Source organism: Streptomyces luomodiensis (genome assembly GCF_031679605.1).
GTDB classification, from domain to species: Bacteria; Actinomycetota; Actinomycetes; order Streptomycetales; family Streptomycetaceae; genus Streptomyces; species Streptomyces luomodiensis.
This window is the reverse complement of the sequence record NZ_CP117522.1, coordinates 4,926,711-4,952,104: the sequence shown is the minus strand read 5'-3', so window position 1 is coordinate 4,952,104 and position 25,394 is coordinate 4,926,711. Positions and strand designations below refer to the sequence as shown.

General features: G+C 68.3%; 19 protein-coding genes and 2 tRNA genes. 12 read left to right on the top strand and 9 right to left on the bottom strand.

Annotation, left to right across the window (positions count from 1 at the left end; genetic code table 11):
- Positions 1-94 precede the first annotated feature (94 nt).
- The 5 genes from PS467_RS20760 to PS467_RS20740 all read left to right on the top strand — a co-directional run bounded on the left by PS467_RS20760 (position 95) and on the right by PS467_RS20740 (position 5,221).
- On the top strand, positions 95-562 hold the full coding sequence (locus tag PS467_RS20760; protein ID WP_311036537.1) for a MaoC family dehydratase: 468 nt from the start codon (positions 95-97) through the stop codon (positions 560-562).
- Complete coding sequence (locus PS467_RS20755; protein WP_311036536.1) at positions 559-1,725, top strand: lipid-transfer protein; 1,167 nt, start codon at positions 559-561, stop codon at positions 1,723-1,725. Before PS467_RS20760 ends, PS467_RS20755 begins: the two co-directional genes overlap by 4 nt.
- A 53-nt stretch (positions 1,726-1,778) precedes the next feature.
- Positions 1,779-2,651: a DUF1906 domain-containing protein gene (locus PS467_RS20750; RefSeq protein WP_311036535.1), complete on the top strand. Its 873-nt coding sequence runs from the start codon at positions 1,779-1,781 to the stop codon at positions 2,649-2,651.
- A gap of 223 nt (positions 2,652-2,874) precedes the next feature.
- Positions 2,875-3,405: a SigE family RNA polymerase sigma factor gene (locus tag PS467_RS20745; protein WP_268973139.1), complete on the top strand. Its 531-nt coding sequence runs from the start codon at positions 2,875-2,877 to the stop codon at positions 3,403-3,405.
- Positions 3,406-3,565: 160 nt separating this feature from the next.
- Complete coding sequence (locus tag PS467_RS20740) at positions 3,566-5,221, top strand: long-chain fatty acid--CoA ligase (protein WP_311036534.1); 1,656 nt, start codon at positions 3,566-3,568, stop codon at positions 5,219-5,221.
- A gap of 195 nt (positions 5,222-5,416) precedes the next feature.
- On the opposite strand, the gene PS467_RS20735 is transcribed toward PS467_RS20740, so the two are convergent.
- Positions 5,417-10,003 carry a response regulator gene (locus tag PS467_RS20735; RefSeq protein ID WP_311036533.1) on the bottom strand — a complete coding sequence of 1,529 codons (4,587 nt, stop codon included), beginning with the start codon at positions 10,001-10,003 and terminating at the stop codon, positions 5,417-5,419.
- A gap of 212 nt (positions 10,004-10,215) precedes the next feature.
- Entirely contained in the window at positions 10,216-10,665 is a 450-nt protein-coding gene (locus PS467_RS20730; protein ID WP_311036532.1) for an SSI family serine proteinase inhibitor, read from the bottom strand.
- A gap of 259 nt (positions 10,666-10,924) precedes the next feature.
- On the opposite strand from PS467_RS20730, the gene PS467_RS20725 reads away from it, so the two are divergent.
- Together PS467_RS20725 and PS467_RS20720 are read left to right on the top strand one after the other, a co-directional pair.
- Positions 10,925-11,015 (top strand) — tRNA-Ser (locus tag PS467_RS20725).
- A gap of 315 nt (positions 11,016-11,330) precedes the next feature.
- A tRNA-Arg gene (locus PS467_RS20720) sits at positions 11,331-11,403 on the top strand.
- A 1,369-nt stretch (positions 11,404-12,772) separates the two neighbouring features.
- Here PS467_RS20720 and PS467_RS20715 read toward each other — a convergent pair.
- Positions 12,773-13,255 (bottom strand): ATP-binding protein, encoded by a 483-nt coding sequence (locus PS467_RS20715; protein ID WP_311036531.1) that lies wholly within the window; start codon positions 13,253-13,255, stop codon positions 12,773-12,775.
- A 135-nt stretch (positions 13,256-13,390) separates the two neighbouring features.
- On the opposite strand from PS467_RS20715, the gene PS467_RS20710 reads away from it, so the two are divergent.
- From PS467_RS20710 to PS467_RS20700, 3 genes are all read left to right on the top strand, one after another.
- Entirely contained in the window at positions 13,391-14,938 is a 1,548-nt protein-coding gene (locus PS467_RS20710; protein ID WP_311036530.1) for an NsdA family TPR-like regulatory protein, read from the top strand.
- Complete coding sequence (ribD, locus tag PS467_RS20705; RefSeq protein WP_311036529.1) at positions 14,938-15,813, top strand: bifunctional diaminohydroxyphosphoribosylaminopyrimidine deaminase/5-amino-6-(5-phosphoribosylamino)uracil reductase RibD; 876 nt, start codon at positions 14,938-14,940, stop codon at positions 15,811-15,813. Before PS467_RS20710 ends, ribD begins: the two co-directional genes overlap by 1 nt.
- 268 nt (positions 15,814-16,081) lie before the next feature.
- Positions 16,082-17,230, top strand: a complete 1,149-nt coding sequence (locus PS467_RS20700) for an ImmA/IrrE family metallo-endopeptidase (RefSeq protein ID WP_311036528.1) — start codon at positions 16,082-16,084, stop codon at positions 17,228-17,230.
- 509 nt (positions 17,231-17,739) lie between these two features.
- On the opposite strand, the gene PS467_RS20695 is transcribed toward PS467_RS20700, so the two are convergent.
- The 3 genes from PS467_RS20695 to PS467_RS20685 all read right to left on the bottom strand — a co-directional run bounded on the left by PS467_RS20695 (position 17,740) and on the right by PS467_RS20685 (position 21,142).
- Positions 17,740-18,615 (bottom strand): DUF6602 domain-containing protein, encoded by an 876-nt coding sequence (locus PS467_RS20695; protein ID WP_159398931.1) that lies wholly within the window; start codon positions 18,613-18,615, stop codon positions 17,740-17,742.
- A gap of 927 nt (positions 18,616-19,542) precedes the next feature.
- Positions 19,543-20,292: an SDR family oxidoreductase gene (locus tag PS467_RS20690; RefSeq protein WP_311036527.1), complete on the bottom strand. Its 750-nt coding sequence runs from the start codon at positions 20,290-20,292 to the stop codon at positions 19,543-19,545.
- Between the two features lie 100 nt (positions 20,293-20,392).
- Positions 20,393-21,142: an SDR family NAD(P)-dependent oxidoreductase gene (locus tag PS467_RS20685; protein ID WP_311036526.1), complete on the bottom strand. Its 750-nt coding sequence runs from the start codon at positions 21,140-21,142 to the stop codon at positions 20,393-20,395.
- A gap of 119 nt (positions 21,143-21,261) precedes the next feature.
- Here PS467_RS20685 and PS467_RS20680 point away from each other — a divergent pair, with 119 nt between their 5' ends.
- Positions 21,262-21,861, top strand: coding sequence for a TetR/AcrR family transcriptional regulator (locus tag PS467_RS20680; RefSeq protein WP_311036525.1), 600 nt, complete (start codon positions 21,262-21,264; stop codon positions 21,859-21,861).
- A 161-nt stretch (positions 21,862-22,022) separates the two neighbouring features.
- On the opposite strand, the gene PS467_RS20675 is transcribed toward PS467_RS20680, so the two are convergent.
- From PS467_RS20675 to PS467_RS20665, 3 genes are all read right to left on the bottom strand, one after another.
- A complete protein-coding gene (locus PS467_RS20675; protein ID WP_311036524.1) occupies positions 22,023-22,619 on the bottom strand; it encodes a hypothetical protein in 597 nt (198 codons plus the stop codon).
- A 293-nt stretch (positions 22,620-22,912) separates the two neighbouring features.
- Positions 22,913-23,707 (bottom strand): Crp/Fnr family transcriptional regulator, encoded by a 795-nt coding sequence (locus PS467_RS20670; protein WP_311036523.1) that lies wholly within the window; start codon positions 23,705-23,707, stop codon positions 22,913-22,915.
- Positions 23,704-24,042 carry a hypothetical protein gene (locus PS467_RS20665; protein ID WP_311036522.1) on the bottom strand — a complete coding sequence of 113 codons (339 nt, stop codon included), beginning with the start codon at positions 24,040-24,042 and terminating at the stop codon, positions 23,704-23,706. The genes PS467_RS20670 and PS467_RS20665 overlap by 4 nt, the downstream gene beginning before the upstream one ends.
- A 686-nt stretch (positions 24,043-24,728) precedes the next feature.
- Here PS467_RS20665 and PS467_RS20660 point away from each other — a divergent pair.
- Positions 24,729-25,313, top strand: a complete 585-nt coding sequence (locus PS467_RS20660) for a class I SAM-dependent methyltransferase (RefSeq protein ID WP_311036521.1) — start codon at positions 24,729-24,731, stop codon at positions 25,311-25,313.
- The last annotated feature ends 81 nt before the right edge of the window (positions 25,314-25,394 follow it).

Below are 25,394 nucleotides of genomic sequence, written 5' to 3'. Positions count from 1 at the left end.
GGCGAGAACCGGAAGGACAGACCCGACGGACGGCACGGACAGGGCAGACAGGGCAGACAGGGCACGGACACGGTACGGACGAGGAGGCGGTCGTATGACGGTGCGTACGGGCGATGAGCTGCCCCCGCTGCGCATCCCGATCACCCGGACCCTGATCGTCGCCGGCGCCCTCGCCTCCCGGGACTACCAGGATGTGCACCACGACCACGAGGCGGCCAAGGAGAAGGGCTCCCCGGACATCTTCATGAACATCCTCACCACCAACGGGCTGGTCGGCCGGTACATCACCGATCACTTCGGGCCGCGGGCCCAGCTCCGTAAGGTCGCCATCCGGCTCGGCGCGCCCAACTATCCCGGTGATGAGATGGTGCTGACCGGCGAGATCACCTCGGTCGTCGATGGAATGGCGGAGGTCGCGGTCACCGGCAGGAACGGCATCGGCCACCATGTGACCGGCAAGGTCACGGTGCGGCTCCCCGACGACGTCCCGCGTGCCCCGCGTGCCGATGCCCCCACGACCACCGCCGACGCCCCCACACCCACCCCGGACGCGTCCCGATGAGCGCCCGCAAGGCGGACACCCTGGGCGGCCGGGCAGCCCTCGTCGGGCTCGGGGCCACCGAGTTCTCCAAGGACTCCGGCCGCAGTGAGCTGAAGCTGGCGGTCGAGGCCGTCCAGGCGGCCCTGGACGACGCGGGGCTCACCCCGGCCGATGTGGACGGGCTGGTCACCTTCACCATGGACACCAGCCCCGAGATCACCGTGGCCCAGGCGTGCGGCATCGGCGATCTCACCTTCTTCTCGCGGGTCCACTACGGCGGGGGCGCCGCCTGCGCCACCGTGCAGCAGGCCGCGCTCGCCGTCGCGACCGGTGTCGCCGAGGTCGTCGTCTGCTACCGCGCGTTCAACGAGCGTTCCGGGCGCCGCTTCGGCTCCGGCGTACAGCACCGCGAGGCGTCCGCCGAGGGCGCCGCGCTCGGCTGGTCGCTGCCCTTCGGGCTGCTGACCCCGGCCTCGTGGGTCGCCATGGCCGCCCAGCGCTATCTGTACGCCTATGGGCTGACGCCCGAGGTTTTCGGCCATGTGGCCGTCACCGATCGCCGGTACGCCGCCACCAACCCGGCCGCGTACTTCCACGGCAAGCCGATCACCCTCGCCGACCACGCCGCCTCCCGCTGGATCGTCGAGCCGCTGCGGCTGCTCGACTGCTGCCAGGAGACGGACGGCGGCCAGGCGCTCGTGGTCACCAGCGTGGAGCGGGCGCGGGACCTCCGGCGTCCGCCCGCCGTGATCACGGCCGCGGCGCAGGGGGCAGGGCGCGGCCAGGAGCAGATGACGAGCTTCTACCGCGACGATCTGACCGGCCTGCCCGAGATGGGGGTGGTGGCGGGTCAGCTGTGGCGCAGCAGCGGGCTGACCCCGGCCGACATCGACGTGGCCGTCCTGTACGACCACTTCACGCCATTCGTGCTGATGCAGCTGGAGGAGTTCGGCTTCTGCGGACGCGGTGAGGCGGCCGGGTTCGTCGCCGAGGACGCGCTGCCGCTCAACACGCACGGCGGTCAGCTGGGGGAGGCGTATCTGCACGGGATGAACGGGATCGCCGAGGCCGTCCGCCAGATCCGCGGCACCTCCGTCAACCAGGTGGCGGAGGCCGCCCGGGTCCTGGTCACCGCGGGCACCGGGGTACCGACATCCGGGCTTCTCCTCGGCGCAGACGGCTGAACCGTGCGCGTGTCGGCGGTAGCGGTCCGCCGATGTCCACCTTCACTCGTCATATGACCCGACGTAACCAGAGCAGATGGAAGGCCACGAAGGGCAGATGGAAGGCCACGGGCTGGATCGCCGGTCTGGTCGCGGCGCTGGCCACCTCGGTCGCCGGTGCCACCCCCGCCGCCTCGGCGGAGGTCCTCCCCGACCCCCGCCCCCTGGGCGCCAAGGTCTTCAAGGGCTGGGCCTTCGACACCTGCCACGCGCCGTCCCTCGCCACCCTGCGTGCGTGGAACAGCTCGCGCTACCGCGCCGTCGGCGTCTATTACGCCGGCCGCGGCCGGGCCTGCGCGAGCCAGCCCCACCTCACCGTCTCCTGGATGCGCGGCGTCAAGAGCATGAAGTGGCGGGTCCTGCCCATCTTCGTCGGATCCCAGGCCCCCTGCGTCCGCAGCGCCAACAAGAAGCATGTGCCCATCGGCAGCAAGCCCTTCTCCCAGGGGCGCAAGGAGGGCAAGGACGCGGTGGCGCGCGCCAAGGCGCTGTCCATGAAGAAGCGCAGCGCGCTCTACCTCGACATGGAGGCGTACGACCTGACGCGGAAGAGCTGTGCCGCCAAGACGCTCTCCTTCATCCGCGGCTGGAACCGCGAGGTCCGCTCGCGCGGCTTCTTCCCCGGCTTCTACAGCAGCGCCGAGTCCGGGGTGCGCCATGTGGAGCAGGCCCGCCGGGCCGGGGTCCATGACCTGCCCTCCGCGATGTGGTTCGCGCGCTGGAAGAAGAAGCCGTCGCTGTACGGGGAGCCGGTGTTGGCCAAGAGCGCGTGGAATCCGCACCGCCGCATCCACCAGTACAAGGGCAACGTCGATGTGACGCACGGCGGCCGGAAGCTGCGTATCGACCGCAACAAGGTGGACGCACCGGTCGCGATCATCAAGTGATCGCGGGGTGACCCACCGTCGATCCCTCCCCGGACACCCCCAGGCCCTCCCCGGACACCCCCCGGACACCCCCCGGACACCCTCCGGGGCGAACCCTGATCCTCCGTCCGCACCCTCCCCCCGCAGGAGGTGATGCCAGCCCCACCCCTCCAACTTGAGACTGATTCTCCTTCGGCACTTATGGCCGATCCGCGCGAACCCTGCCCGCTCCTAGCGTTGAGGTATGACCACGACCGTGTGCACAGGCGCATCCACCGCCGCGTTCCCGTCGTTCACCTCGTACGTACGGGCGCGGGGGCCGGTGCTGCTGCGCACTGCCCGCTCGCTGACCTCCAACGCCTGTGACGCGGAGGATCTGCTCCAGACCGCGCTGACCAAGACGTACCTGGCCTGGGAGCGCATCGAGGACCACAAAGCGCTGGACGGCTATGTGCGGCGCGCGCTGGTCAACACCCGGACCTCGCAGTGGCGCAAGCGCAAGGTCGACGAATTCGTCTGCGAGGAGCTGCCCGAGCCGGAGTCGGTGCCCGTCCCGGACCCCGCCGAACGGCAGGCCCTCCGCGACGCGATGTGGCGCGCCGTACTGCGCCTGCCGGACCGTCAGCGGGCGATGGTCGTCCTCAGGTACTACGAGGACCTGAGCGAGGCCCAGACGGCGGAGGTGCTCGGGGTCTCCGTCGGCACGGTCAAGAGCGCGGTCTCGCGCGCCCTCGGCAAGCTCCGTGAGGACCCGGATCTCAGCCACGCGGCGTGAGCGGCTTGAGCGGCGTGAGCGGCCGGGCGGCGGGTGCGCGGGCGAGCGGGTGCGCGGGCGAGCGGGCCGGGGCAGTGACCGGGGTAGTGACATACCAGGTGGTCGGCTGCACAATCGGCGGAACCTCTACCCGCGCGTAACCGTAAGCCTGGAGGCCCCGGTGCTCAGCACGATGCAGGACGTACCGCTGACCGTGACCCGCATCCTTGTGCACGGGGCGATCGTGCACGGCCGCACGTCCCATGTGACCACCTGGACCGGCGAGGGCGAGCCCCGGCGCCGTAGCTTCCACGACGTGGGCGTACGGTCGATCCAGCTGGCGAACGCGCTGCGCGATGAGCTCGGGGTCGAGCCGGGGCAGGCCGTGGCCAGCTTGATGTGGAACAACGCCGAGCACTTGGAGGCGTACCTCGCGGTCCCCTCCATGGGCGCCGTGCTGCACACCCTCAACCTCCGGCTGCCCGCCGAGCAGCTCGGCTGGATCGTGAACCACGCCGCCGATCGCGTGATCATCGTCGATGGCTCCGTGCTGCCGCTGCTCACCCCGCTCCTCCCCGGCCTCACCACCGTGAAGCACATCGTGGTCACCGGCCCCGGCGACCGTTCCGTGCTGGACGGCTGCGCCGCCCGGGTCCATGAGTACGAGGAGCTGATCGAGGGCCGGCCGCAGCGCTACGCCTGGCCGGAGATCGACGAGCGCCAGGCCGCCGCGCTCTGCTACACCTCGGGGACGACCGGCGACCCCAAGGGCGTGGCCTACAGCCACCGTTCCATCTATCTGCACTCGATGCAGGTCAACGCCGCGGAGTCGTTCGGGCAGTCGGAGAGCGACACTTTGCTGCCCGTGGTGCCCATGTTCCATGCCAACGCGTGGGGAACCGTGCACGCGGCCTTCATGGCGGGCGCCTCGATCCTGATGCCCGACCGGTTCCTCCAGCCCAAGCCGCTCGCCGAGATGATCGAGCGCGAGCGTCCCACCCTCGCCGCCGCCGTGCCCACCGTCTGGCAGGGGCTGCTCGCCGAACTCGACGAGACGCCGCGGGAGGTGAGCAGTCTGCGGAACGTCTACATCGGCGGAGCGGCCTGCCCGCCCTCCTTGATGAAGGCGTTCGAGGAACGCCACGGCATCCGCGTCGTCCACGCGTGGGGCATGACGGAGACCTCGCCGCTGGGCTCCGTGGCCCATCCGCCCGGCGGGCTCTCGGCGGAGGACGCCTGGCCGTACCGGATCTCGCAGGGCCGCTTCCCGTCGTCCGTCGAGTTCCGGCTGGTCTCGGCAGACGGCGAACTCGTGCCCTGGGACGGGAAGACGCCGGGTGAGCTGGAGGTGCGCGGGCCGTGGATCGCGGGCGCGTACTACGGAGGGGCGGACGGCGAGCCGTTCCGCCCCGACGACAAGTTCACCGAGGACGGCTGGCTCAAGACCGGCGACGTCGGCACCATCACCCCCGACTGCTATCTGACGCTGACCGACCGGGCCAAGGACGTCATCAAGTCGGGCGGCGAGTGGATCTCCTCGGTCGAGCTGGAGAACCACCTGATGGGCCATCCGGAGGTCGCGGAGGCGGCGGTGGTGGCGGTGCCGGACGCGAAGTGGGGCGAGCGGCCGCTGGCCACGGTGGTGCTCACGGACGGCGCCACGGTCGACTACGAGGGGCTGCGGGCCTTCCTCGCCGAACGGATCGCCCGCTGGCAGCTTCCGGACCACTGGGCGCTGATTCCGGCGGTGCCGAAGACGAGCGTGGGGAAGTTCGACAAGAAGGTGCTCCGCAAGCAGTACGCGGACGGAGAGCTGGACGTGACCACGCTGGGCTGAGGAGCGGCCGGACGGGGGGCGTGTTCGGTGCGCTCACGCCCCCCGAAGACGGTCGCGGCGGCGGTCACGGCGGCGGTCCCCGTAGGGAGAGCGGCACCGTAAGGAGGCGAGCGTCTCCTTACGGGCCGCATGTCACCGTGAGGGCCGTGGCGTCAGGCGGTGCCGGGTGCCGGGTGCCATGGGCCGTGGTGAGCGTCAGTTGGTGCCGATCTTCGCCAGCAGATCCACGATCCGCGACTGCACCTCCGCGCTCGTCGAGCGCTCCGCCAGGAACAGCACCGTCTCGCCCGAGGCCAGCCGCGACAGATGCGCCGGATCGATGTCCGCGGAGGTGTAGACGACCAGCGGGGTGCGGTTCAGCAGTCCGTTGCCGCGCAGCCAGTCGACGATCCCGGCCCGGCGGCGGCGCACCTGCATCAGGTCCATCACCACCAGATTCGGCCGCATCTGCGCCGCGAGGGAGACCGCGTCCGCGTCCGTCGCCGCGCGGGCGACCTGCATCCCGCGCCGTTCGAGCGTCGCCGTCAGCGCGGCCGCGATCGGTTCGTGCTCCTCGATCAGCAGAACGCGCGGCGGGTGCTGCTCGCTGTCGCGCGGGGCGAGTGCCTTGAGCAGGACGGCCGGGTCGGCGCCGTACGCCGCCTCCCGCGTCGCCTGGCCGAGCCCCGCGGTCACCAGCACCGGCACCTCGGCGGCGACCGCGGCCGTACGCAGCGACTGGAGCGCGGTCCGGGTGATCGGGCCGGTCAGCGGGTCGACGAACAGCGCCGCCGGGTACGCGGCGATCTGCGCGTCCACCTCCTCACGGGAGTTGACGATCACCGGGCGGTAGCCGCGGTCGCTCAGCGCCTGCTGGGTGGACATGTCCGGGGCCGGCCACACGAGGAGGCGGCGCGGGTTGTCCAGCGGCTCCGGCGGCAGTTCGTCGTCGGGCGGCGGGGTGCGGTCGTCGACGACCTCGACGGCGCCGTTGGGCCCGTCCAGCGGCTCCGGCCCCTCGGCTCCCTCGTCCGGCGCGCCGATGGCGAACGCACGGCCCGAGCTGTGCGACGGACCCGCCGCACGCTGCGGCCCCGGTCCCCCCTGGGGCCGCGGCTGGGCGCCCGTCTGCGGGCCGGGATGCGGCTGCGGTCCGGTGTGCGGTCCGGCAGGTGGCCCGGGGTGCGGACGCGGTCCGGCGTGCGGATGCGCCCGGCCGCCGGGGGACTGCGGTTCGGCAGCGGTGTCCTGGTCCGTCATCTCGGGCCGGGCGGCCAGCTTGCGCCGCCTGCCGGACCCCGCGGTGCTGGTGCCGCCGGAGGGGGTCTGCGGCTGGCCGCCGTGCGGCGGACGCCCCTGCGGCTGGCCGTGCGGGGCCTGTCCCTGCGGGGCCTGGCCCTGGGGGTGCTCTCCCACCTGGTGGGCGAACGGCACCCCTTGGCCCAGGGTGCGCACGCTGATCGCGCGCCCCTGGGTGGTGTCGGCGCTCGGCGGGGCCTCCGCGGGCAGCGGCTGCGGACGGGGCTGCGCGGGCGCCTCCGGCCACTGCGTCGGCTGCTGGACAGGCTGCTGGGCCGACTGCTGGACAGGTGGGCGCGGACCCGGCTCCACGGGCTGCGGACCGCCCTGCGTCGCCTCCGGCGGCTCCTCGGTCAGCGGCCGCCGGGCGCGGCGCCGTCCGGTGGGCTGCTGCTCGGGGGCGCGGGCGGCGGGCAGCGCGGGCATGGCGGACTCACCCGGTCCGGCGGCGGCGCCGGAGCCCTGGGCCTGCGGCTCGGGTCGGGGCCGATGCGGGTCCTGGCCCTGAGCGGGGTCGGACGGCCACCCCTCGGGCCGTGCGGCGCCGTTGGGGGGTACCGGCTCGCCTCGTACGGCCAGGCCCCCGCCCTGCGGCGGCTGGGGCGCGCCGCCCCGCGCGTCGCGGGCGCCGTGCTGCGCGGGGACGAGCCCGGCCGGGCCGAGCTCCGGCGGCAGCGCACCGGGCTGCGCCCGGTCGGCGGCGGCCGGGGGCAGTGCGAAGGGGGAGCGGACGAGACCGGGCTCCCCCGCGGGCTGTGGCTGGGGCTGGGGCTGGGGCTGCGCCTGAGGCTGGGGCTGGGATTGCGGCTGCGCCTGGCCCTGGGCCTGTTCGGGCATCGGCCGCTCCGGTGCCTCGGCCAGCGCACGGCGGGCCCGGCGGCGTCCGGTGGGCGGGACCTCCTGCGGCTGGCCGGCGCCCGTGTCCTGACCCCAGTTGGGCTGCTGCTCCTCCGGGGTGCGGGCGGCGGGCAGCGCGGGCATGCCCGATCCGGCCGGCTGGACGGGCTGCTGGGGCGTGTCGGAGGAGGCCGCGGGCAGAGCGAGGGCGGGCCGACCGCCCGCACCCTGCGCGGGCGCACCGGCCGCCTGGGGGCCGCCCTGCTCTTGCGCCGGGGCGCCACGCCGGGCGCGACGGCCCTGGGGCTGCTGCTGGGCGGGAATGCCTTGAGGCGGCACGACGCCCATGGCGGCGGGGCCCATCGGCTGCGGCCCGGCCGCCTCCGGTGCGTCGCCGCGGGCATGGCGATGGCTGCCGGTCGCGGCTCCCCCGGCGTTCTGGGCGGGGTTCGCGGCCGCGGCGGCCGACGGGTCCTCGTCGGGGTGGGGGCGCGCCCTGCGCCGCCCGGTGGGCCGCGGGGGGTGCGCGGGTTCGGCCGCGCTCTGCCGCTGGGCCGGGGTGTCCTCGCCGACGACCGCGGGCAGCGCGGTGGGCACGCCCACGCCCGGGACACCCTGCTGGGCGGCACGGGGGTGGGCCGTACGGGGGTCGGCCTTACGGAGGCTGGGCGGAGGCGTACCGCCTTGCGTGCCGGCGCCTTGCGTGCCGGCGCCCTGCGTGCCGTTGGCCTGTGTGGCGTCGCCGGGCACGCCGTTGCCGTGCGTCGCGTTGCCGTGCGTGGCGTCCTGCCCGGTGGCACCTCCGTGCGTACCGCCGCCGCTGGTGTCGCCTGGCGCGCCGCCGGGGGTCGCCGCCCCGTGCCGGGCGCGGCGTCCGGTCGGGACCTGGCCGGTCGGGGTCTGGCCGGTCGGGGTCTGCCCTGTCGGGGTCTGGCCGGTCGCGTTGCCGCCCGCGGTGGCCGTGCCCGCGCCGGCGCCCGTGCCGGAGGTGCCCTGTCCTTGCGTACCGTCGCCCTGCCCGGCGGTGTCGCCGTCCGCGCGTTCCTGTTCGGCGGCGGCCGCCGCCGAGATCGGCACCTCCAGGACATAGGCGTGCCCGCCCATACCCGGCATCTCATGGGTCTGCAGCACGCCCCCGTGCCGGCGCACGATCCCGCGCACGATCGGCTCGTGCACCGGGTCGCCGCCCGCGTACGGCCCACGGACCTCGATCCGTACGACGTCGCCGCGCTGCGCCGCCGCGACCACGATCGTCGAGTCGCTCGCCGTGCCGCCCGTGCCCGAGGCGGCGTTGCCGGTGGAGTCGACCCCGGCCACGTCCGCGATCAGATGGGCGAGCGCCTGGGCGAGCCGCTCCGGGTCCACCTCGGCGTCGATCGGCGGCGCGTGCACGGCGAACTGCGCGCGCCCCGGGCCGATCAGCTCGACCGCGCCCTCGACGGCGGTCGATACGACCTCGTCCATCGAGACCGTACGGCGGGCCAGCTCCTCGCCGCTCGCGTCGAGCCGCTGATAGCTCAGGACGTTGTCGACGAGCGTGGTCATCCGGGTGTACCCGGCGGCGAGGTGGTGCAGGATCTGATTGGCCTCGGGCCACAGCTGCCCGGCCGGGTCGTCGGCGAGCACACCGAGCTCGCTGCGCAGCTCCAGCAGCGGTCCGCGCAGCGACTGGTCCAGCACGGCGAGCAGCTGGCTGTTCCGCGCCGTGACGGACTCCAGCCGTGCCGTGTACCGCTCGCGTTCCTCGGCGAGCCGCGTCCGCAGCTCCTCCAGCTCCTTCGTGTGCTGGGCGGTGAGCTTCTCCAGCTCCTCGGCGTGCTGGGCGGTGAGGCTCTCGAGCTCCTCGGTGTGGTGGGCCACCATGGCCCGCTCGGGACGCCGGTCGGTGAATGTCAGCACGGCGCCCACGAGTTGGTCGCCGTCGCGGACGGGCGCGGTCGTCAGATCGACCGGGACCTCGCTTCCGTCCTTGGCCCACAGCGTCTGGCCGCGCACCCGGTGCTTGCGGCCGGAGCGCAGGGTGTCGGCGAGGGGCGATTCCTCGTACGGGAAAGGGGAACCGTCCGGGCGCGAGTGGTGTACAAGAGAGTGAAGCTCCTGACCGCCCATGTCGCTGGCCCGGTAGCCGAGGATCTGCGCGGCGGACGGGTTGACGAGGACCACCTTGCCCTCGGTGTCCACGCCGACCACGCCCTCCGCCGCCGCGCGCAGGATCATCTCGGTCTGGCGCTGCTGACGGGCGAGTTCGGCCTCGGTGTCGAGCGTCCCGGTCAGGTCGCGCACGATGAGCATCAGCAGCTCATCGCCGGTGTAGCTGTACTGATCGGCGTAGGGGGTCCGCCCGTCCTCCAGGTTCGCGCTGGTCACCTCGACGGGGAACTGCGCCCCGTCGGTGCGCCGGGCCATCATCCGGGTCGGCTTGCTGCCGTTGCGCTGTGCCGCGTCGGGGCGGCGCATCGACCCGGGAATGCGATTGGGATCGAAGGAGGGGAGCAGATCGAGCAGACCACGGCCGACCAGGGCGGTACCCGGGGCCTCGAAGGACTCCAGCGCGATGTGGTTGGCGTTGACGATCGTGCCGTTGCAGTTGACCAGCAACAGCGCGTCCGGGAGGGCGTCGAGTATCGCTGCGAGGCGAGCAGCGCCTCGGGATGGCCTGCTGCTCACGACGACGCTTCCTCCCTGACTACCGCACCTTGCCGACACTCGCGGTCATTCTGCTTCCCCGTCCGCGGAGTGTCTCTAGGGGAGTCTACGGGCACCTGGGCCAGGCGCGGCGGTGGATGAGAGGGAGGTCGCAGCACGACGTACGCGTCTCGGCGCACGCCCGGACAAACTTCCCCGGGCCCTCTCTTCTCACTCCCGGCCCAATCCCCAGGTCAGCTCCCAGGCATGCGCAAAACGATGGAGAACCGATTCCATCGGGCGATTTCACACCCGTTGGTGCGGTTGAACCAGGCGTTGACGTGACGCCCCGCCCAGTGACCCGTCACCCGCGCCGTGGCCGACCCGCCGTACTGCCCGGTGCACATCGCCCCGGGCGGCACCGGCGCGAACGGATCGCGCCCCCACTCGGTCTCCGAGTCCAGCTGCGCACACGCGGCTCGGGCCCGGGGATGCGTACCGCCGGTCGGGTGGCAGGCCAGCACATAGGTCGCGGCGTCGTCGGGCTCACCGGTCTCACTCACGGTGATCACCAGCCGGTCGGAGCTCTCCCCGTCGAACGGCAGGGGCAGCGGCAGCGGCGTGGCCCCGGCGGGGGCCAGCGTGGACGCGCCGGCGGCGGTCGTCAGGGCGGCGGTGACGGCGATGCGGTGCAGCAGGGGCATGGGGGTACTCCTGGTGTGATCAGTCGGGGGCGGCGCTGCCCCGCCCCGTCTAACGCGCCACCGCCGAGCGCGTTGCGCCGCCGTAAGGGTCGCGCTCCGCCATAAAGGCCGCACTCCGCCGTAAGGGCTGCCGCCGCCGTAAGAACTTTGCGGTGGGCCCCGCCCGCCGAGTACCGTAGTCCGCGATTGGTGACATCCCACTGGGCTGTGACATCATCTGCACACACCACATCGCGCTCGCGCGAGCAACCGGTGTGTTGGAGGCTTCGCCTAGTCTGGTCTATGGCGCCGCACTGCTAATGCGGTTTGGGCCCTAAAGCCCATCGAGGGTTCAAATCCCTCAGCCTCCGCTCTCCGCTCAGGGAGTTCGTGCCCACGGCACGGACTCCCTGAGCTGTTTCCGGAGGTCGGCGCGGTGAACGCCGACCGACGTGACCCAGGGCACTCAGGCGATCGCCCTCCGTGTCGCCTCCCTCCGCTCCTCGGGCACCTCGCACCCCGAAGGCTCACTCCCTGACACCCCGCGCCGCCGGCCTCCCCGCCCCCTGAAAGCGGAGTTTTCGCAGGTCAGACAGGGTCTGGGAAACGGATTTCGCCTCACGGCGCAGGTCATGTAATGTTGTCCCCGCAACGCCGACCGGCAAGAAAAACCGCCGGGAAGCCAAGCGCTCGTAGCTTAACGGATAGAGCACTTGACTACGGATCAAGAGGTTGCAGGTTCGAATCCTGCCGAGCGCGCAGCAGCTCAGAGGCCCCTTCCGATCATCGGAAGGGGCCTCTGGCGTATGCGGTGACATCAGTTCTGACATCAACCGCCTGGGCATTGTGCCTTTGATTCTTTAGTCAGGAGCACGACTCGGTGTGCATAAGGCAGCACCCTAATTCTGCCTTATAATCGAAGGTGTAGGGAAAGTTAGTGTCCGCTGGTCAGCGGCCTCGCGAGCCTCTCACCCTGCAATCAGTTGTGTGGTGCACACACACGGCGCGGTGTCTGGGGTTGGCCACCATGCTTGGAGCTTCCCGTCTCGCGTAGCGCGTCGCCGACGCGGTCGAAGGCACAGCGCTGAGAGTCGAGCCGGACGAAGGTGTAGATGTCCATCGTCACGCGGATCAAGGCGGCCCGCTTGCGCGGGCCGCGCGCGCTGGCGGCCCGTGGCCGCCGCCCGCTCCTGTCTGCCGCCCCGCTCAGCGGCGCCCCCGGACCACTCAGCGCGCCACCCCACACCAGCAGCCCACCAGTCACAGCCAGACCCGGAACAGCTCCCACGGAGCGCCTGCTGATCGCAGCGGACGCGCCGACGCAGCAGCACGGCCAGGACCAGGCGCCCGGCCTGCCCGCCGTCGAGGGGCGGCTACGCGCAGCGGTTTACATGGCCAGCCGTCCGCCGACTGCGGCCATCGCCGTTGTGCGCGTAGCAACGGCCAGCGGGGAAGGGAGGGGTGCCCGGCCCGGGGCATGTCGGTCGTCGGCCCCGGCCCGATGCGGCCGGCCGCCGTACTGTCGCCGTCACGGATGCGGGTGCGTGAGCAGACCGAACGGCTCGGTCGTGGCCGGTGGGGAGCAGCTGCTGCCGCGCGGTGGCTCAGGCCGTCGTGGTCGCTCCGCGTCGGTTTCCGTATCGCGGTGGCTGACCAGCGTGTCGTAAACGCTCTGGCGACCGTCACCACCGTGCCCGCCGCCTCGCCGGGTGGTCCGGTTTCGCGTATGCGGTTGTTCTTCTGGGCGGTCCGGCTCCCTTTCGCGGGTCGATTGGTTGGGCGCGAGTGTGGGAGCCGGACCGCTGACGGCGGACGGTGCGGTGTCCGCCGTCTTTTCCCGAGGCGCAGTGTGTGACGTGAGTGAGGCGGGGGAGGTGCTTGCCTCACGGACACTGAGCCGAGGGGAGCTGGAGGGCGAGGGCTACCGGGTCCTTCCCGGGGACGGCAGCCCCCGCCCCGTCTCTAGGGCAGCAATCCGCCTCGCCACCAGGGGGCCTTTTGTCGGCCCGAGCGCAGTGGTACGTCTCTGCGGTGAAGCAGGTCGTAGAGCATCGTGTTCGCTATGCCGAACCGCTGCTGAATCTCTGTGACCCGCATGCCGTCCCGATACGCGGCGATGATCTCTGACTCATGTTCCGTCCATTTCGGCGTCCGCCTTGCCATGCCGCGTCCCGCCCTTCATCGCTTGACCCACATCCGAGCCAGGAGCCGTCAACACGGCCCACACCGACTTGCCGACCACCGGGCACGGGGTGACGCCCCACCGGTCCGCGAGCGCTTCGACCAGGAGCAGACCTCTCCCGTGCGCTACTTCGCAGCTCGGATTCCTCAGTTCCGGTCGCAGGTCGGACGCGTCGTGAACCTCGATCTGCACCTTGTCGCCCTGGTACAGATAACGCGTCTCGATCTCGTGTCCCGGCACCCGCGCATGCCGCACGGCGTTCGTTATCAGTTCAGAGAGCACCAACAGCGCGACCTCCTCGACCGCGACCAGCCCCCAGCCAGCCAGAGCCTTACGCAAGTCGGCTCGGGCCAGGGCGACGCAACGGGGATGGCGGGTCCAACGCCTCACCACCACGCGTCCATCGGGGCCTGTCAGCTCTGGCTTCATGGCCACAAGAGTGCAGGTGAGACGCCGTCATCGGGACAGCCAATGGGGTACCCCGGTCGGCGAAACGGGGTACCCCAATCCATGGCGCGATCTACGCTGGACTGGACGCACGTCCCTACACCTCGTGAGCGGCCCATGAGTGAACGTGAAGCCAGGCGCAGCGGATACCCCCTCACCATCCCGGACCGCTTGCTGCACAGCGAGGACATGAAGCGGGCATGCAGGCGCAGGGACTTCGGCGAGATTTTTCGTCTCGTCAACAGACGTGTCCCAGCGAGCTACGCGGCGATCGCAGCCGCCGTCACGAAGATGACCAGCGCGCGTGTCGGCGACGTGATCCGAGGTGATCGGGGTATTCGCAGCGTCGCCGTCATGGAACGCATCGCTGATGGACTGGGCATTCCCGGCCACATGCTCGACCTGCCCGAGCGGCCATGGGAGGGTACCCCGTCGCCGGCCGCCGCTGTCCAGAACCAGGCTTACGCTCCCAGTAGCCCAGACAGCTTGAACGAACCCCCGCCGTTACCCGCAGCGGGGGCGATTTCTGGTCTGCCGATTGTGCACGTGGACCCCTCGAATTCGGCGGACGCGGATGCGCTACCCGAAATCGTTTTGGTTTCGGTGTACGTCGATGGGAGAGAGCAGATCGTGCCGATAAATCGCCGAGCCCTTCTCGGGCACGCCGTTGGTGTCGCCGTGCAAGGAAGCGGGCCCCTCCGTGCCGTCAACGCTTCCGCCGAGGTCGTGAGCCCGAAGCCCGCCAGACCGCACCGACTCCCCGCCGGACGAGGTGAAGCGGCCATCGAGCACTTCCGCGACATGTGGCACACCCTGGTCAGGGCCGATAACCTCTTCGGCCCGCGTCATGCCCTCGCAGGAGTCCATCAGCAGCTCGACATGCTGCAAGGTCTCCTGGAGGACAGCCGGGGCGAGCACCGGCAGGAGCTGCTGAAACTCTCGGCTCAGTACGCCGAGTCCGCCGCATGGCTCCACGAAGACTCCATGGACGTGACCAGCGCGGAGACATGGACGAGCCGGGCCATGGAGTGGGCCATGGAGGCCGGAGACGAAGCCATGCTTTCGTGGACCCTGTTCCGTCGCAGCCAGCTCGCGGCAGGGAAGAAGAACGCAGGCCAGGCAATCGGACTCGCCCAGGCCGTGCAGCGCCACGAACGAGCACTCACCCACCCGATGAAGGCCGCCGCTATCCAGCAGGAAGCGCAAGGGCTTGCCCTTGATGGGGACGAGGTCGCCTGTCACCGGAAGCTCGACGAGGCCCACGAGTTCGCCGCCATCGCTGAATCCTCCGGTGACGCCCGATCCGGCCACGGGGATTTCTGCACGTCCAGCTACATCGAAATCCAGCGCGCGAATTGCTGGCTCAACCTCTCCCGGCCGGACCGGGCAGTCTCCACTTTCCAGACCGCGCTGGCCGAGCTCCCGGATGTCTACCAGCGTGACCGGGGATTCGCACAGGCGCGGCTCGCCATGGCCTACGTCGGAATCCAGGAGTACGAGCAGGCCGCCGCCGAGGCCGCAGCCGTTCTCGACATGGCCCGCGGCTCTGGTTCCGGCCGCACTCTGCAAGAGGCCGTCACGGCGGTCAACGCTCTCGCGGCGGCGAGTAATGTTCCCGCCGTGCGGGACCTACTCGACGCAGTCAAGGAGAATGCGGGGTTCTGATGGCCACGCCGAACGAACTGACGGCCATGCGGCGAGCAATCGCCATCTCTGCCCAGGGACTCGGAACGACGAGCCCCAACCCGCCCGTCGGGTGCGTGATCCTCGACCGTGACGGTGTACCGGTCGGCGAGGGCTACCACCTCCGCAAGGGAGACCACCACGCCGAGGTGAACGCGCTCACCGCAGCGGGGGAGCGCGCCGAGGGCGGCACGGCCGTCGTGACACTGGAGCCGTGCAACCACCAGGGCCGGACCCCGCCGTGCCGACAGGCCCTCATCGACGCCAAGGTGTCCCGCGTCCTGATAGCCGTCATGGACCCGACCTCACGCGGAGAGGGCGGTGCGGCGGTCCTGGAACAGGCCGGCATCGAGGTGGAGCGCGGCATCCTGGAGCAGGAAGCGTTGCTTGTCCTCGGTCCGTGGCTGCACTCACTGCGCATGGGAAGGCCGCACATCACCTGGGCGTACACCGCCGGGGCCGACGAAGACGACCAGGACGTGAAGGACCTTCGCCGCATGCACGATCTGGTGATTCGGCGTAACGGGGCGATTGAGGAAGGCGTCCCTGGTGGTCACGGTGCAGGTGCCTTCCGAGTGCCAGACCGTCTGCTTGGTGACGAGCCAGCTAAGGCTGTGGCTGACTTGGCCGAGTCTGGCGCACGCTCGGTTCTTGTCGAGGGGAGCCGGAACGAAGCTGCCCGCTTGCTTGCCGACCTAGTGGACCGCGTAATCGTAGAAGTGCCCAGCACTCCGCCATCCTCAGCGTCGACGCCAGCAGACGAGTTGGTCCCGCGCGGATTCCGTCTGGTGGATGCAACAGTCCTCGGTCTGTGCGTGCGTCTGACAGCGCATCGAGTAGTCAGCCGAGATCATTAGCGTCGGCCAATGTCTTGACTGATGGACACACGTTCACTGGCTGACTCCGGTAATCCTGTCTGCTGACCTGCGCAAATGGGACGTGAACTGGCACGCTAGAGTTCTTGCAGTACATGATCGATTGGATCAGCAAGGTGCGCTGGCGGCTTGGTTGCGCCCTCCTGGAGGGACGGTCATGATCAAGACGCGAAGCTCAGCAAGGTAGCGAATCCCTCACGATGCGTGCCGAAGGCGTGTACACAGAGCTCATCGATGGAACACTAGCTGTGTGGCAGTCAAACCGGTTCCCCTGACTGGCTCCGTCTTAGCCTGGGCGCGAGCCGACGCAGGCTTGTCTCTTGGCGCTCTAGCTGAGGCTCTCGGTGCCTCAACTGCCGCTGTGGCGGAGTGGGAAGCTGAGAAGACATATCCATCAACGGGTCAGTTCAGGCAACTGGCCAAAATTTTAGGCCGTCCTGAGAGCTTCTTCTTTCTGGCTCGCCCCCCCAAGACTTCTCCAGCCGCCGCGGCCTTTCGAACGAACTACGGACAGGGTGAGTGGCTTTCCCCGGATCCGAAGATCTCTCAACAGCTACGCTTAGCTCAGAGGGTGCAAGCTGTAGTTTCGTGGATTAGTGAAAAGTTACCCGAGGCATCCCCGGTGATCCCTCAAGCTGACACTCGTCAATCAGCAGAGAAGGTAGCTAAATCACTTTCCGAATGGCTTTCTTGGACGCTGCAGATCCAGACTCAGAACACGGACGCGCGCACGAGCCAGATTCTCCGTCAGCGTTTGCAGGATTGTGGCTTGACCGTCCTTCATCTGTCATTTGATGCGGAAACTTCGGTGCGCGGATTCTCTCTGCCGCATCCGATCGCTCCCGTGATGGCGATAAACACCAAGGAGCACTACCGAGCGCGTCTCTTCTCCTACATTCATGAACTCGCCCACCTTGCTATCCATGATGATTCTTTGTGTCTGGTGCGAAATGATGAGGGAGTGGAGAGGTGGTGTAACGAAGTTGCGGCATCTTTCCTGATTCCGGAGGCGGATTTCCGTCGTTACGTTGGCGAAAAATTCGGAGCAGAAAAGATCTCGTCCTTAGGCCAAGTTTCGGCGCTCCGCGGACGCTACAAGGTCAGCCTTCTGGCCGTTGCTCTACGGCTAGAAAAACTTGGACTGGCTAGCCCGGGACTGTACTCCTCAGTCAGTCGAAGTCTGGAGAAGCGGGGTAATGGCGGTCGGCCAGATCCGGATCGCCCTCAGAATCGTGCCCGGGTGCGTTTGCAGACCTACGGCCAGCATTATGTGGGATCGCTTCTTGAAGCCGCAGAATCAAGAATTCTTCCCGAAACACAAGTGCTCGACATCCTGAATGTATCGCGGTCTGAATTAGCGGACTTGCGTGTTCTCTCGCAGTCAGGCGTCGAAGGGTAGGCGGTGGAGGCCAGATATATTTGTGACTCGACTGCGCTCATGGCAGTGAATGAGTGTGTCGATAAGGACAATATGTCAGACCTCTTCTACGCGCTAACCCCGCTTGTCGAGAGCGGATCGCTGATATTCCCGCGCGCAGTTGTAAAAGATCTGACGACCTGGGCCAGAGATGAGCCAGTTGCCTATTGGTCCCAGGGGGTTAACCCCTTGCTGCGGTCCTTTGTGCCTGAGATAGGGCACAAGATTTGGCTTATGCGTAAGCTGCAGCTGGAATTAGGATATGAAGAGGGGGTGTCGAACGTAGATGGCAGCGAGCCGAGCATCGTAGACGTGATGGCGTTAGGGAGGAGATGTGAGCAGGAGAGCGCACCATTCTACGTAGTCAGTGATGATGTTTCGGATAGTCCATTGCGGCCAAGCGTCGCCCAGTTATGCATCCATTTTAGCTGGGAGCGAATACCAATGGCTAATTATCTGGAACAGCATGCTGGTCTTGCGCACCTTTTGCTCTAGATCTCTACGATGTCGAGCGTTGCGCCTGAGAGATAGTGACTTGATGCTGGCGGTGGTTTTCCGTCGTGGACAGCAAGCGTATGGACCAAACACGCGCAAAATATGAGCAGAGAGCGAGAAGGCTCGGCGACTTTCCAATCTCGCCCGAGCGCAACAATCGGATAGCTTCCGCCGTCGTGTAGAATCCTTGGTTCGGTGAAATCTTCCGGTGGCTCCTTATAGACGCCTAGCTGACGTTGTCCGCTTGCATCTCGCGCGTGAAGACAGGTCATGGCGATAACATAATCATCGGTACCTACGAGGGTGTCGCCGAATACGGGCTGAAGTAAATCCTTCCGACCGCCAATCATCCCAATATCGACCACGCAGAACAGATCGGGCTTCTGGGTGTCCTCCAAGGCTCGAAGATGTCTTGATATGGTATCGGGGTACTGCCCTGGCTTATAGCCGACGAAGTGAAACAACGGATGCTTCCCTTGCATCGGTGTTAGTTTGTGTAGCGATGCTCTTTTACTGCCGGATTCTTTTAACTCTTCCTTGTTTACCGTAGTCTTTACCTCGATGCATGCACGCACGTTTTCGACGGGGAACAATACCTGATTGCTTTGGGCGAGAAAAGCTGGTTCATCTGCTTGATCAAAGACAACAATGTCAGTCTGCTGAGAGTATTTGTCGTGACAATCGATGACCATGCCGGATCCGACGCCGTAGTGTCGAGGAATTAGATTCTCTAAAAGTCGCGCAAGGGAGAGTTCATTTTCCCTTCCTCGCTCTCCCCAGTGCTTGATCAGTTTGTTGAAGATGTCCACTTCTGCCTGGAGCCGACGCAGCACGCCGGACCAGTACTCTTCAACTACGGAGATGCCTCTCACCTCGCTCGGTCTGCTGGTGACGGGTCATTGTCACCAAGTCGGTGGGTCGTCCAGGTGTCCCGAGACTGCAGCCCACATGGTCTCCTGCCAACATCGTGGGCACACGAGGGGCAGTCACTCTTATTGTGCTCGGCAAGCAACGATGTTGAGGTCTGTTCTTCGGGGGCGGTGCCAGAGTGAGAGTCTTAGAGCCTCTGAAGGCCCCCCTGTTGGTCGGGAGTGTGGTCGGGGGGCGACTGTTCGGGCCAGAACGGGGCGGAGATTGGAACGGTGGCGAGGCGCCGTGCCTTACCGGGTTGCTGAGGACCAGCTTGCTTGTTGATGCTTGAGTCGCTGACGGCAACTGTGACGGCAACGACGGCACATGGCGCCCGTCAGTGGCCTCCCCGGGACACCAGGCCGGACCGCCACCGAGACCCGTACCAGGCCCCTGCCCGAACCTACGGATCAAGAGGTTGCAGGTTCGAATCCTGCCGAGCGCGCAGCAGCTCAGAGGCCCCTTCCGATCATCGGAAGGGGCCTCTGGCGTATGGGACGACAGCAACGGTGACGGCAACCGCCGCGCGGCTCGGTCAGACCGCTCCCCGGGCTCCGTCCCTGATCATGCGGGCGTCGCCTCCCTGCCCGTGGAGCAGGGAGGCGCGGGTATGCCGGAGATTCAGGTGAAGACAAGATCGTTGCGCCCACGCCGTGATCCGTCTCGACGGGCCCGAGGGCAGCAACGAGCCTGTGCCCCGGTGGGGCACCGCCGGCGCCCTCACCGCGCGGTCAAGGGCGCGCGTCGAGGGGCTGTGCTCATCGTGGCGTCCGAGGCCGGTGGTGAACGAGAACTCGGCTGGGTGATCAGTTCGGCGTCCGCGAGATCGCGGTTCTGGGCGACGGTGAACTGATCGAATCAGAAGGTGGCCGCCTACGTCTCACAGCGGCCTAGTACGCAAGCTCCCCGATGCCGCCATCAACGCGCAGCACGGTGCCGACGGTGTAGGCGGACTCGTCCGAGGCGAGATAGACAGCTGCCTTCGCCATCTCGGTGGTGGTCCCTAGGCGATGGAGGGGCACGGTCCGCCGAAGTTCCTCGTGGATGGCGGCTTCGCGCTCGGAACCAAGCGCCTTGAACGCGTTGGTGACAGTCGGTCCCGGGCTCAGTCCGTTGACCCGGATGCCCCGATCCTTCAACTCGTGGGTCAGTCCGCGAGTGTAGGACAGCAGGCCCGCCTTGGCCGCACCGTAGACCGTCGCATTGTCGTGTCCGATATAAGCGGAAACCGAACCGACGAGAATGATCGAGGATTGCTGCGAGAAGAGCGGCAACAGATCTCTGATCAGGAAGAATGGCGCTTTGAGATTGGTCGCGAGGAGTCTGTCGAATGCCTCCTCGGTCCATTCCTCGATCGGGAGGTGGGTGGTGTCGGCGGCGTTGCTCATCAGGATGTCGAGCTTTGGCCATTCCGCCTGTAGCCGTGATGCGAGCGCCGCTTGGCCGGGTACGTCGCCGGCGTCGCTGACGATGGTCAGCAGCGGGCCCTCCAATTGCCGGGCGGCCTCGTCCAATCTTTCCTGTGAGCGGCCGGTGATCGCGACAGACGCTCCCTCGGCGAGGAACTCACGGGCCGTCTCAAGCCCAATGCCGCTCGTCCCCCCTGTGATCAGTGCGTGCTTTCCCTCAAGGCGACCCATAACTCTTGCTCCTCACTTGGCGCCAAGGCGCGTGGTTCGACAACGCTGACGGGCGGTGCCCGTCAGCACGGGGCACTATTCGGCCGGTAGCCGACCTGCCTCAGATTGCGGTTCGGCCACCGTCAGCGGCCACGATCGCCCCGGTCATGTAACTGGCTCGGTCGCTGGCGAGGAAGGCGACCACGTGTGCCACTTCGGCCGGGTCAGAGGTGCGCTTGAGCGCGGTGGTCAGGCCCATACCACCCATGTCCGGGCCCATCGCCGCGACCACCTTCGAGGTGCGCATCGGGCCCGGAGCGACGGCGTTGACCCGCACATTCGACGGGGCGAACTCTGCCGCCCAGGTGCGAGTCAACGATTCGATCGCCGCCTTGGTGGCGCCGTAAACAGCCATTCCCGGCATGCCGAGGCCGGCCGCGGTAGAGCTGACGTTGACGATGCTGCCGCCGCCGTTGGCGGCCATTTTGGTCGCGAGCAGCGCGGTGAGCAGGAACGGCGCACGCACATTGACCGCAAAGGCGGCGTCGTAGCTCGCGATGTCCTGCTCGGTGGTCGGGCCGAATGTGACGACACTCGCATTGTTGATCAATATGTCCACGGCTCCGGCGTCATCGGCCAGCTGTTGCACGGCCGCGGGGTCGGCCAGATCCGCTGCGACGAAACGCACCGTCCCGGTGGACTCGCCACCGACCGCGTGAAGGTCATCCACGACCTGGGCACCGCGCTCCGGATCGGTGCCGGTGATGATCAGGTCGGCTCCCCCCGCGGCCAGAACCTTGGCCGTCGCGTGCCCGAGTCCGCCGATCGCGCCGGATCCGGTGATGAGTGCCGTCTTTCCCGCAAACTCCATTGCTTCGCCCTTCGCGCCAGGCAAGTGTCCAGTCGACTTCTGTGCGACCGTTCAAAAAGTAACGTGAGGGAAGCTATGACTTCTTGAACGCTGTGTCAAGAAGTTGTAGCGTCGGACACGTGGCACGAACCGGACGCCCCCGCGAGTTCGACAAGGACCAGACGCTGGCCCGCGCACTTGAGCTGTTCTGGTCCCGGGGATACGGGGCGACATCGATCCAAGACCTGGTCGACGCGCTGGCCGTCGAACGCGGCAGCCTCTACGGAACGTTCGGGGACAAGCGCCGCTTCTACCTCGACGCCGTCAGGCTCTACTGGGATGTGTACGAGCGGCACCTGATCACCGCACTCGACACCTCTCCACTGCTGCCGGCGCTTCGCGAGATCCTGACCCACCCGGCACGCCTGGACGAACTGATCTCCGACGTGGGCGAACCGCACGGCTGCCTGGTCGGCAACACCACCGCCGAACTCGTACCCCGCGACAGCGAAGCCACAGAAGTCGTCACCCGCTCATATCGTCGGTTCACCGACATCGTCACCGACGCACTCCGCCGCGGACAGGCCGCCGGAGAAGTCACCGACAACGCCCACCCCGAGGCCCAAGCCCAGCTGCTGCTGTACATCGTCCAGGGCCTCTCGCTCGTATCGAGGGCGGGTCTCGACAGGACCGCGGCCCTGGCCGCGATCGACACCGCGATCGACGCATTGCGGGCGTGACCGAAACCAGCGCCGGCGATGCGGCGGTGGCGGAGACGAAGCGGAGGGGAGGCCCCTGCCATGGGTGGGAGGGGCCTCTGGTGTGACCCGGTGGCGGAGGGCTCGACGGCCACCGCCGCGCGCTCCGGTCAGGGGTCGGGCAGGGGGCGGTCAGGCGTCGGTCAGGTCGCCGGTCCCGCCGTGATCGTCGTCCGGTCTGTTGCCGTCGTGTCGGCGGTCCGTCCGGCCATGCCGCCACCGCCGGTGCTCACTCCGCCGTGCGGGGTCCGTGCGCTGCGGCCGTCGGCCTCGAACTTCCCGTCCTGTAGCTCGAAGTGCTCAGGCGGCGAGCAGCCGATCGCCGGGGTGATCAGCAGGCTTACGGTGATGGGCGCGGGGTTGGTGCTCGCCGTCGAGAACTCGCAGATCGCCCCCTTTCCGGTGACCGGGAACCAGAAGAAGCGGTCCACCGGGCCGACCCGCACCTCGTCCGTCTCTACGAGCCGGCCGTGTTGACGGGCGAATGCCTTCAGGCGGACGGAGGCCCTCAGCGGGTCGGCGGTGGACCGGATGGCGGTCAGGGTGAACTTGACGTTCTGGTCCGCGTCCAGGACCGAGGACGCGATCTGCCTGGTCTCGGCCTCCCCGCCGCCGCGTGTCCCCCCGTCCCGGGCTTCGGCTTCGGTGGTGTGGGCAGGGGCGGCCAGCATGGCGACGGTCGCCGCGGCGGTGACCAGTACCGTGCCGCCGCGCATGAGCGCGCTCGCGGGTATCGGCATGTTTCCTCCCTGGGGGCTCATGCGTCTTGTTCGCGCATGAATGCCTCTTTCTTCCTTCCACCTGGTCATACGGAAACCACCTGAATCACCCGTTCGCGAGCGGTATCACCCGGTTGGACCGGATATCGGTCCGTTGGTCGCTGACCGTCTACGAGGCTTTGGGTGCCTGCGCACGGCTTGGCCTGCAGAGCGCTGTAGAGTGCTTGTGGAGTGCTTGCGGAGCGCGGGGGCGCTCCCCGGCGGATGCCCGGGAGCGCCCCGCTGTGTCGATGTCGGGGCGGCTGGTGCCGGAGTCACGCCCCCAGGGCGATCTCCTTCAGCCTGTCGCGGTCCCCGACCTCGTAATAGCGGTTGGTGCGCAGGCCCGGCGTCGGGGTCGCGAGAACGCCTTCCTTGCGCAGGGATGCGATGACCTTCTCGACGGTGGCCCGTCCGAGGGCCAGGGCCTCGGCGATCTGGGACTGGGAAGGCCCCTCAATAGCCAGGGATCTGTCAAAGCCGGTGACGATGACCTTCCCGTCGCCCTCCGTCTTTCTGACCACTTTGTACCGTTTCGTCCCTCGGCCGTCGAGGAGGTAGTCGAGGAGCATGGCCACGCGGGCCCTCGGGGACTTCCGGCTCACCGCGTACACCTCCTCCAGCACCGCGTTCCGTTCCATGTTGACGGCGTTGATCACGCGCATCACGGCGGGGTCGTGGAGCGCCATGGAGTGCAGAGCTCCGGTACCGATGACGATCGCCTCCGTGTCGGACAGGAACCTGCCGCGCCCACGAGCCGGCTTCAGCCGGCCGCCCTTCATGAACCGGCGGCCGACGTACAGGTCCCCGATGACGGCGTGGCTGCCCCACAGCCGGGTCTCGCCGGATGGAGTGTGCTCGGAGACACACCCGCGGACCATGAAGCGAACGTAACGGCCGCCGCTGGAGAAGAAGCTGCTGCCGCGGGGGTAGGTCCGCCTGTGGCAGGCGTCCTCGAGGGCGGCGATCGTCTCCTTGGGCAAGGCGTACCGGTCGAAGTAGGTCCGGATCGTGTCGGCGCCGGGCGACCGTACGGTGGTCTCCGCTTCTCCCCAGTGCGGGCTCGTCACATCCCCTCCCTGGCCGTACGCGCCGGAGTCCGGAGGGAAGGCGGCGCGAGCGCCGCGGGGGGTGTGGCTTCGTCGGGGACGGACGGGGCGACGACTGGTGTGGAAAGGGGTTCGGCTCCCTCGGTGAGGAGCCTGACGACGGGTACCAGCGCACCCACCAGGGCGGCGAGCGCGAGGATGACGGTGGCGACGCGGGCGGGCTTGTTCTCCAGTCGGCGAATCGCGTAGCAAGCGGCTATCAGCGCGATCATGAAGATGAGTAAGACCGCATCGAGCGGCGTGACGCTGAACAACGGTTCTCCAGAGGAAGCGTCGACGAACGTGCGGTCGAGCACCAGGAAGCACTCGACCGCGACGACGTGGTGAAATGGAAAGGTCTCTCAACTTGTCGGCCGGCCGCGCGGGAAAACCCCGGCTAAGGGTCCTCGATGACCAGTTGACGACAGAGCGTATCGGACGTGGGGCAGAGGTCCAACTAAAGCCCAGCCAGAGGGAATCCCTCCGGTTTGGGAAGAACGTCACGCCGCATATTCCACAGGGGTAAGGCATGGATTGGGCAGCGGGGACTACGGCTCGCTGATCGCCTTACGGATGCCTCTGATCAGGCAAGATGGCTCTGATCAGGCAAGAGGATGGCCCCGCCCGGACAGGGCGAGGCCATATGAGGTGCCGGGACCCCGAGGGAGCCACCCTTGGGGAGCGCCCGGCAATGCTGAGTGAGACCTTTCCAAAGCCGCTTTCAGCAGTGACTAGGTAACAGTCTGCGCAGATAGAAAAATCCCTCACGGTAGGGATTCCGCTCGTGGACTCCCGCGTTCTCCCTCTCGGGAGGGATTTTTCGGCGGTTTCCTCCGAGCTCCAACCCGCTTGGAATAGTGGAATGTTGATGGAGCTACTCGCCGGTACGCGCATATCCGCAGGCATATCCGCAGAGTGATGGGATGTGGAGTGGTTCACGAGTCGGCTGACGTGGCCGAGGTGGGCCGTTCAGTCGCGTAGTGGTGGTGGGTAGGTGGTTCGCATGGGTGTGAACTTCAACGATCACTACCATCCGCTGCTGCTGAAACAGGTGCCGGACGGGGCGCTGGTGGCGCTGGACGTGGGGTGTGGGACGGGGCGGTTCGCGCGGTTGCTGGCGGAGCGGGGGCTGGAGGTCGAGGGGGTGGACGCCGATGCGGGTGTGATCGAGGCGGCCCGCGCGGCCGGGGGTGGCCCTCGATACCGGCAGGTCGATGTACGCGAGGCGGCGTTGCCGGAGGGGCGCTACGACTTCATCTCGTGCAACGCCAGCCTTCACCACATGCCGTTCGACACGGTGCTGATGTTGCGAAAGGCGCTCGCGCCGGGCGGGGTGCTCGCGGTGCTGGGGCTCTATCCGGTCAGGACGGCGACCGACTTCCTGTGTGCTTTACCGGCGCGGACCCTTCTGAAGGGGGAGCGGCTGCTGAGCAGGCGTCGGCACGTCGCTGGGTCCGTCCACGTGCCGCTCGTCTGGCCGCCGCCGCTGACGTACGCCGAAACCCGCGCCGAATCCGCCCGCCTGCTGCCCGGCTCGACGCTGCGCCGGCTGCTGTTCTGGCGGTATCTGCTGGTCTACCGGGCCTGACGGCGGTATGCGGTGTTCGTCGCATGCGCTGATCTTCGTGCCGGGGTGGCCGGCCGGTGGGCGGCCGGCCACCCCGGTCGG

Bases quoted from the DNA above. Each gene is read 5' to 3' on its own strand.
- PS467_RS20760 (WP_311036537.1), top strand. From the start codon at position 95: ATGACGGTGCGTACGGGCGATGAGCTGCCCCCGCTGCGCATCCCGATC.
- PS467_RS20755 (WP_311036536.1), top strand. From the start codon at position 559: ATGAGCGCCCGCAAGGCGGACACCCTGGGCGGCCGGGCAGCCCTCGTC.
- PS467_RS20750 (WP_311036535.1), top strand. From the start codon at position 1,779: ATGACCCGACGTAACCAGAGCAGATGGAAGGCCACGAAGGGCAGATGG.
- PS467_RS20745 (WP_268973139.1), top strand. From the start codon at position 2,875: ATGACCACGACCGTGTGCACAGGCGCATCCACCGCCGCGTTCCCGTCG.
- PS467_RS20730 (WP_311036532.1), bottom strand. From the start codon at position 10,665: ATGCCCCTGCTGCACCGCATCGCCGTCACCGCCGCCCTGACGACCGCC.
- PS467_RS20715 (WP_311036531.1), bottom strand. From the start codon at position 13,255: ATGAAGCCAGAGCTGACAGGCCCCGATGGACGCGTGGTGGTGAGGCGT.
- PS467_RS20710 (WP_311036530.1), top strand. From the start codon at position 13,391: ATGAGTGAACGTGAAGCCAGGCGCAGCGGATACCCCCTCACCATCCCG.
- ribD (WP_311036529.1), top strand. From the start codon at position 14,938: ATGGCCACGCCGAACGAACTGACGGCCATGCGGCGAGCAATCGCCATC.
- PS467_RS20690 (WP_311036527.1), bottom strand. From the start codon at position 20,292: ATGGGTCGCCTTGAGGGAAAGCACGCACTGATCACAGGGGGGACGAGC.
- PS467_RS20685 (WP_311036526.1), bottom strand. From the start codon at position 21,142: ATGGAGTTTGCGGGAAAGACGGCACTCATCACCGGATCCGGCGCGATC.
- PS467_RS20675 (WP_311036524.1), bottom strand. From the start codon at position 22,619: ATGCCGATACCCGCGAGCGCGCTCATGCGCGGCGGCACGGTACTGGTC.
- PS467_RS20660 (WP_311036521.1), top strand. From the start codon at position 24,729: ATGGGTGTGAACTTCAACGATCACTACCATCCGCTGCTGCTGAAACAG.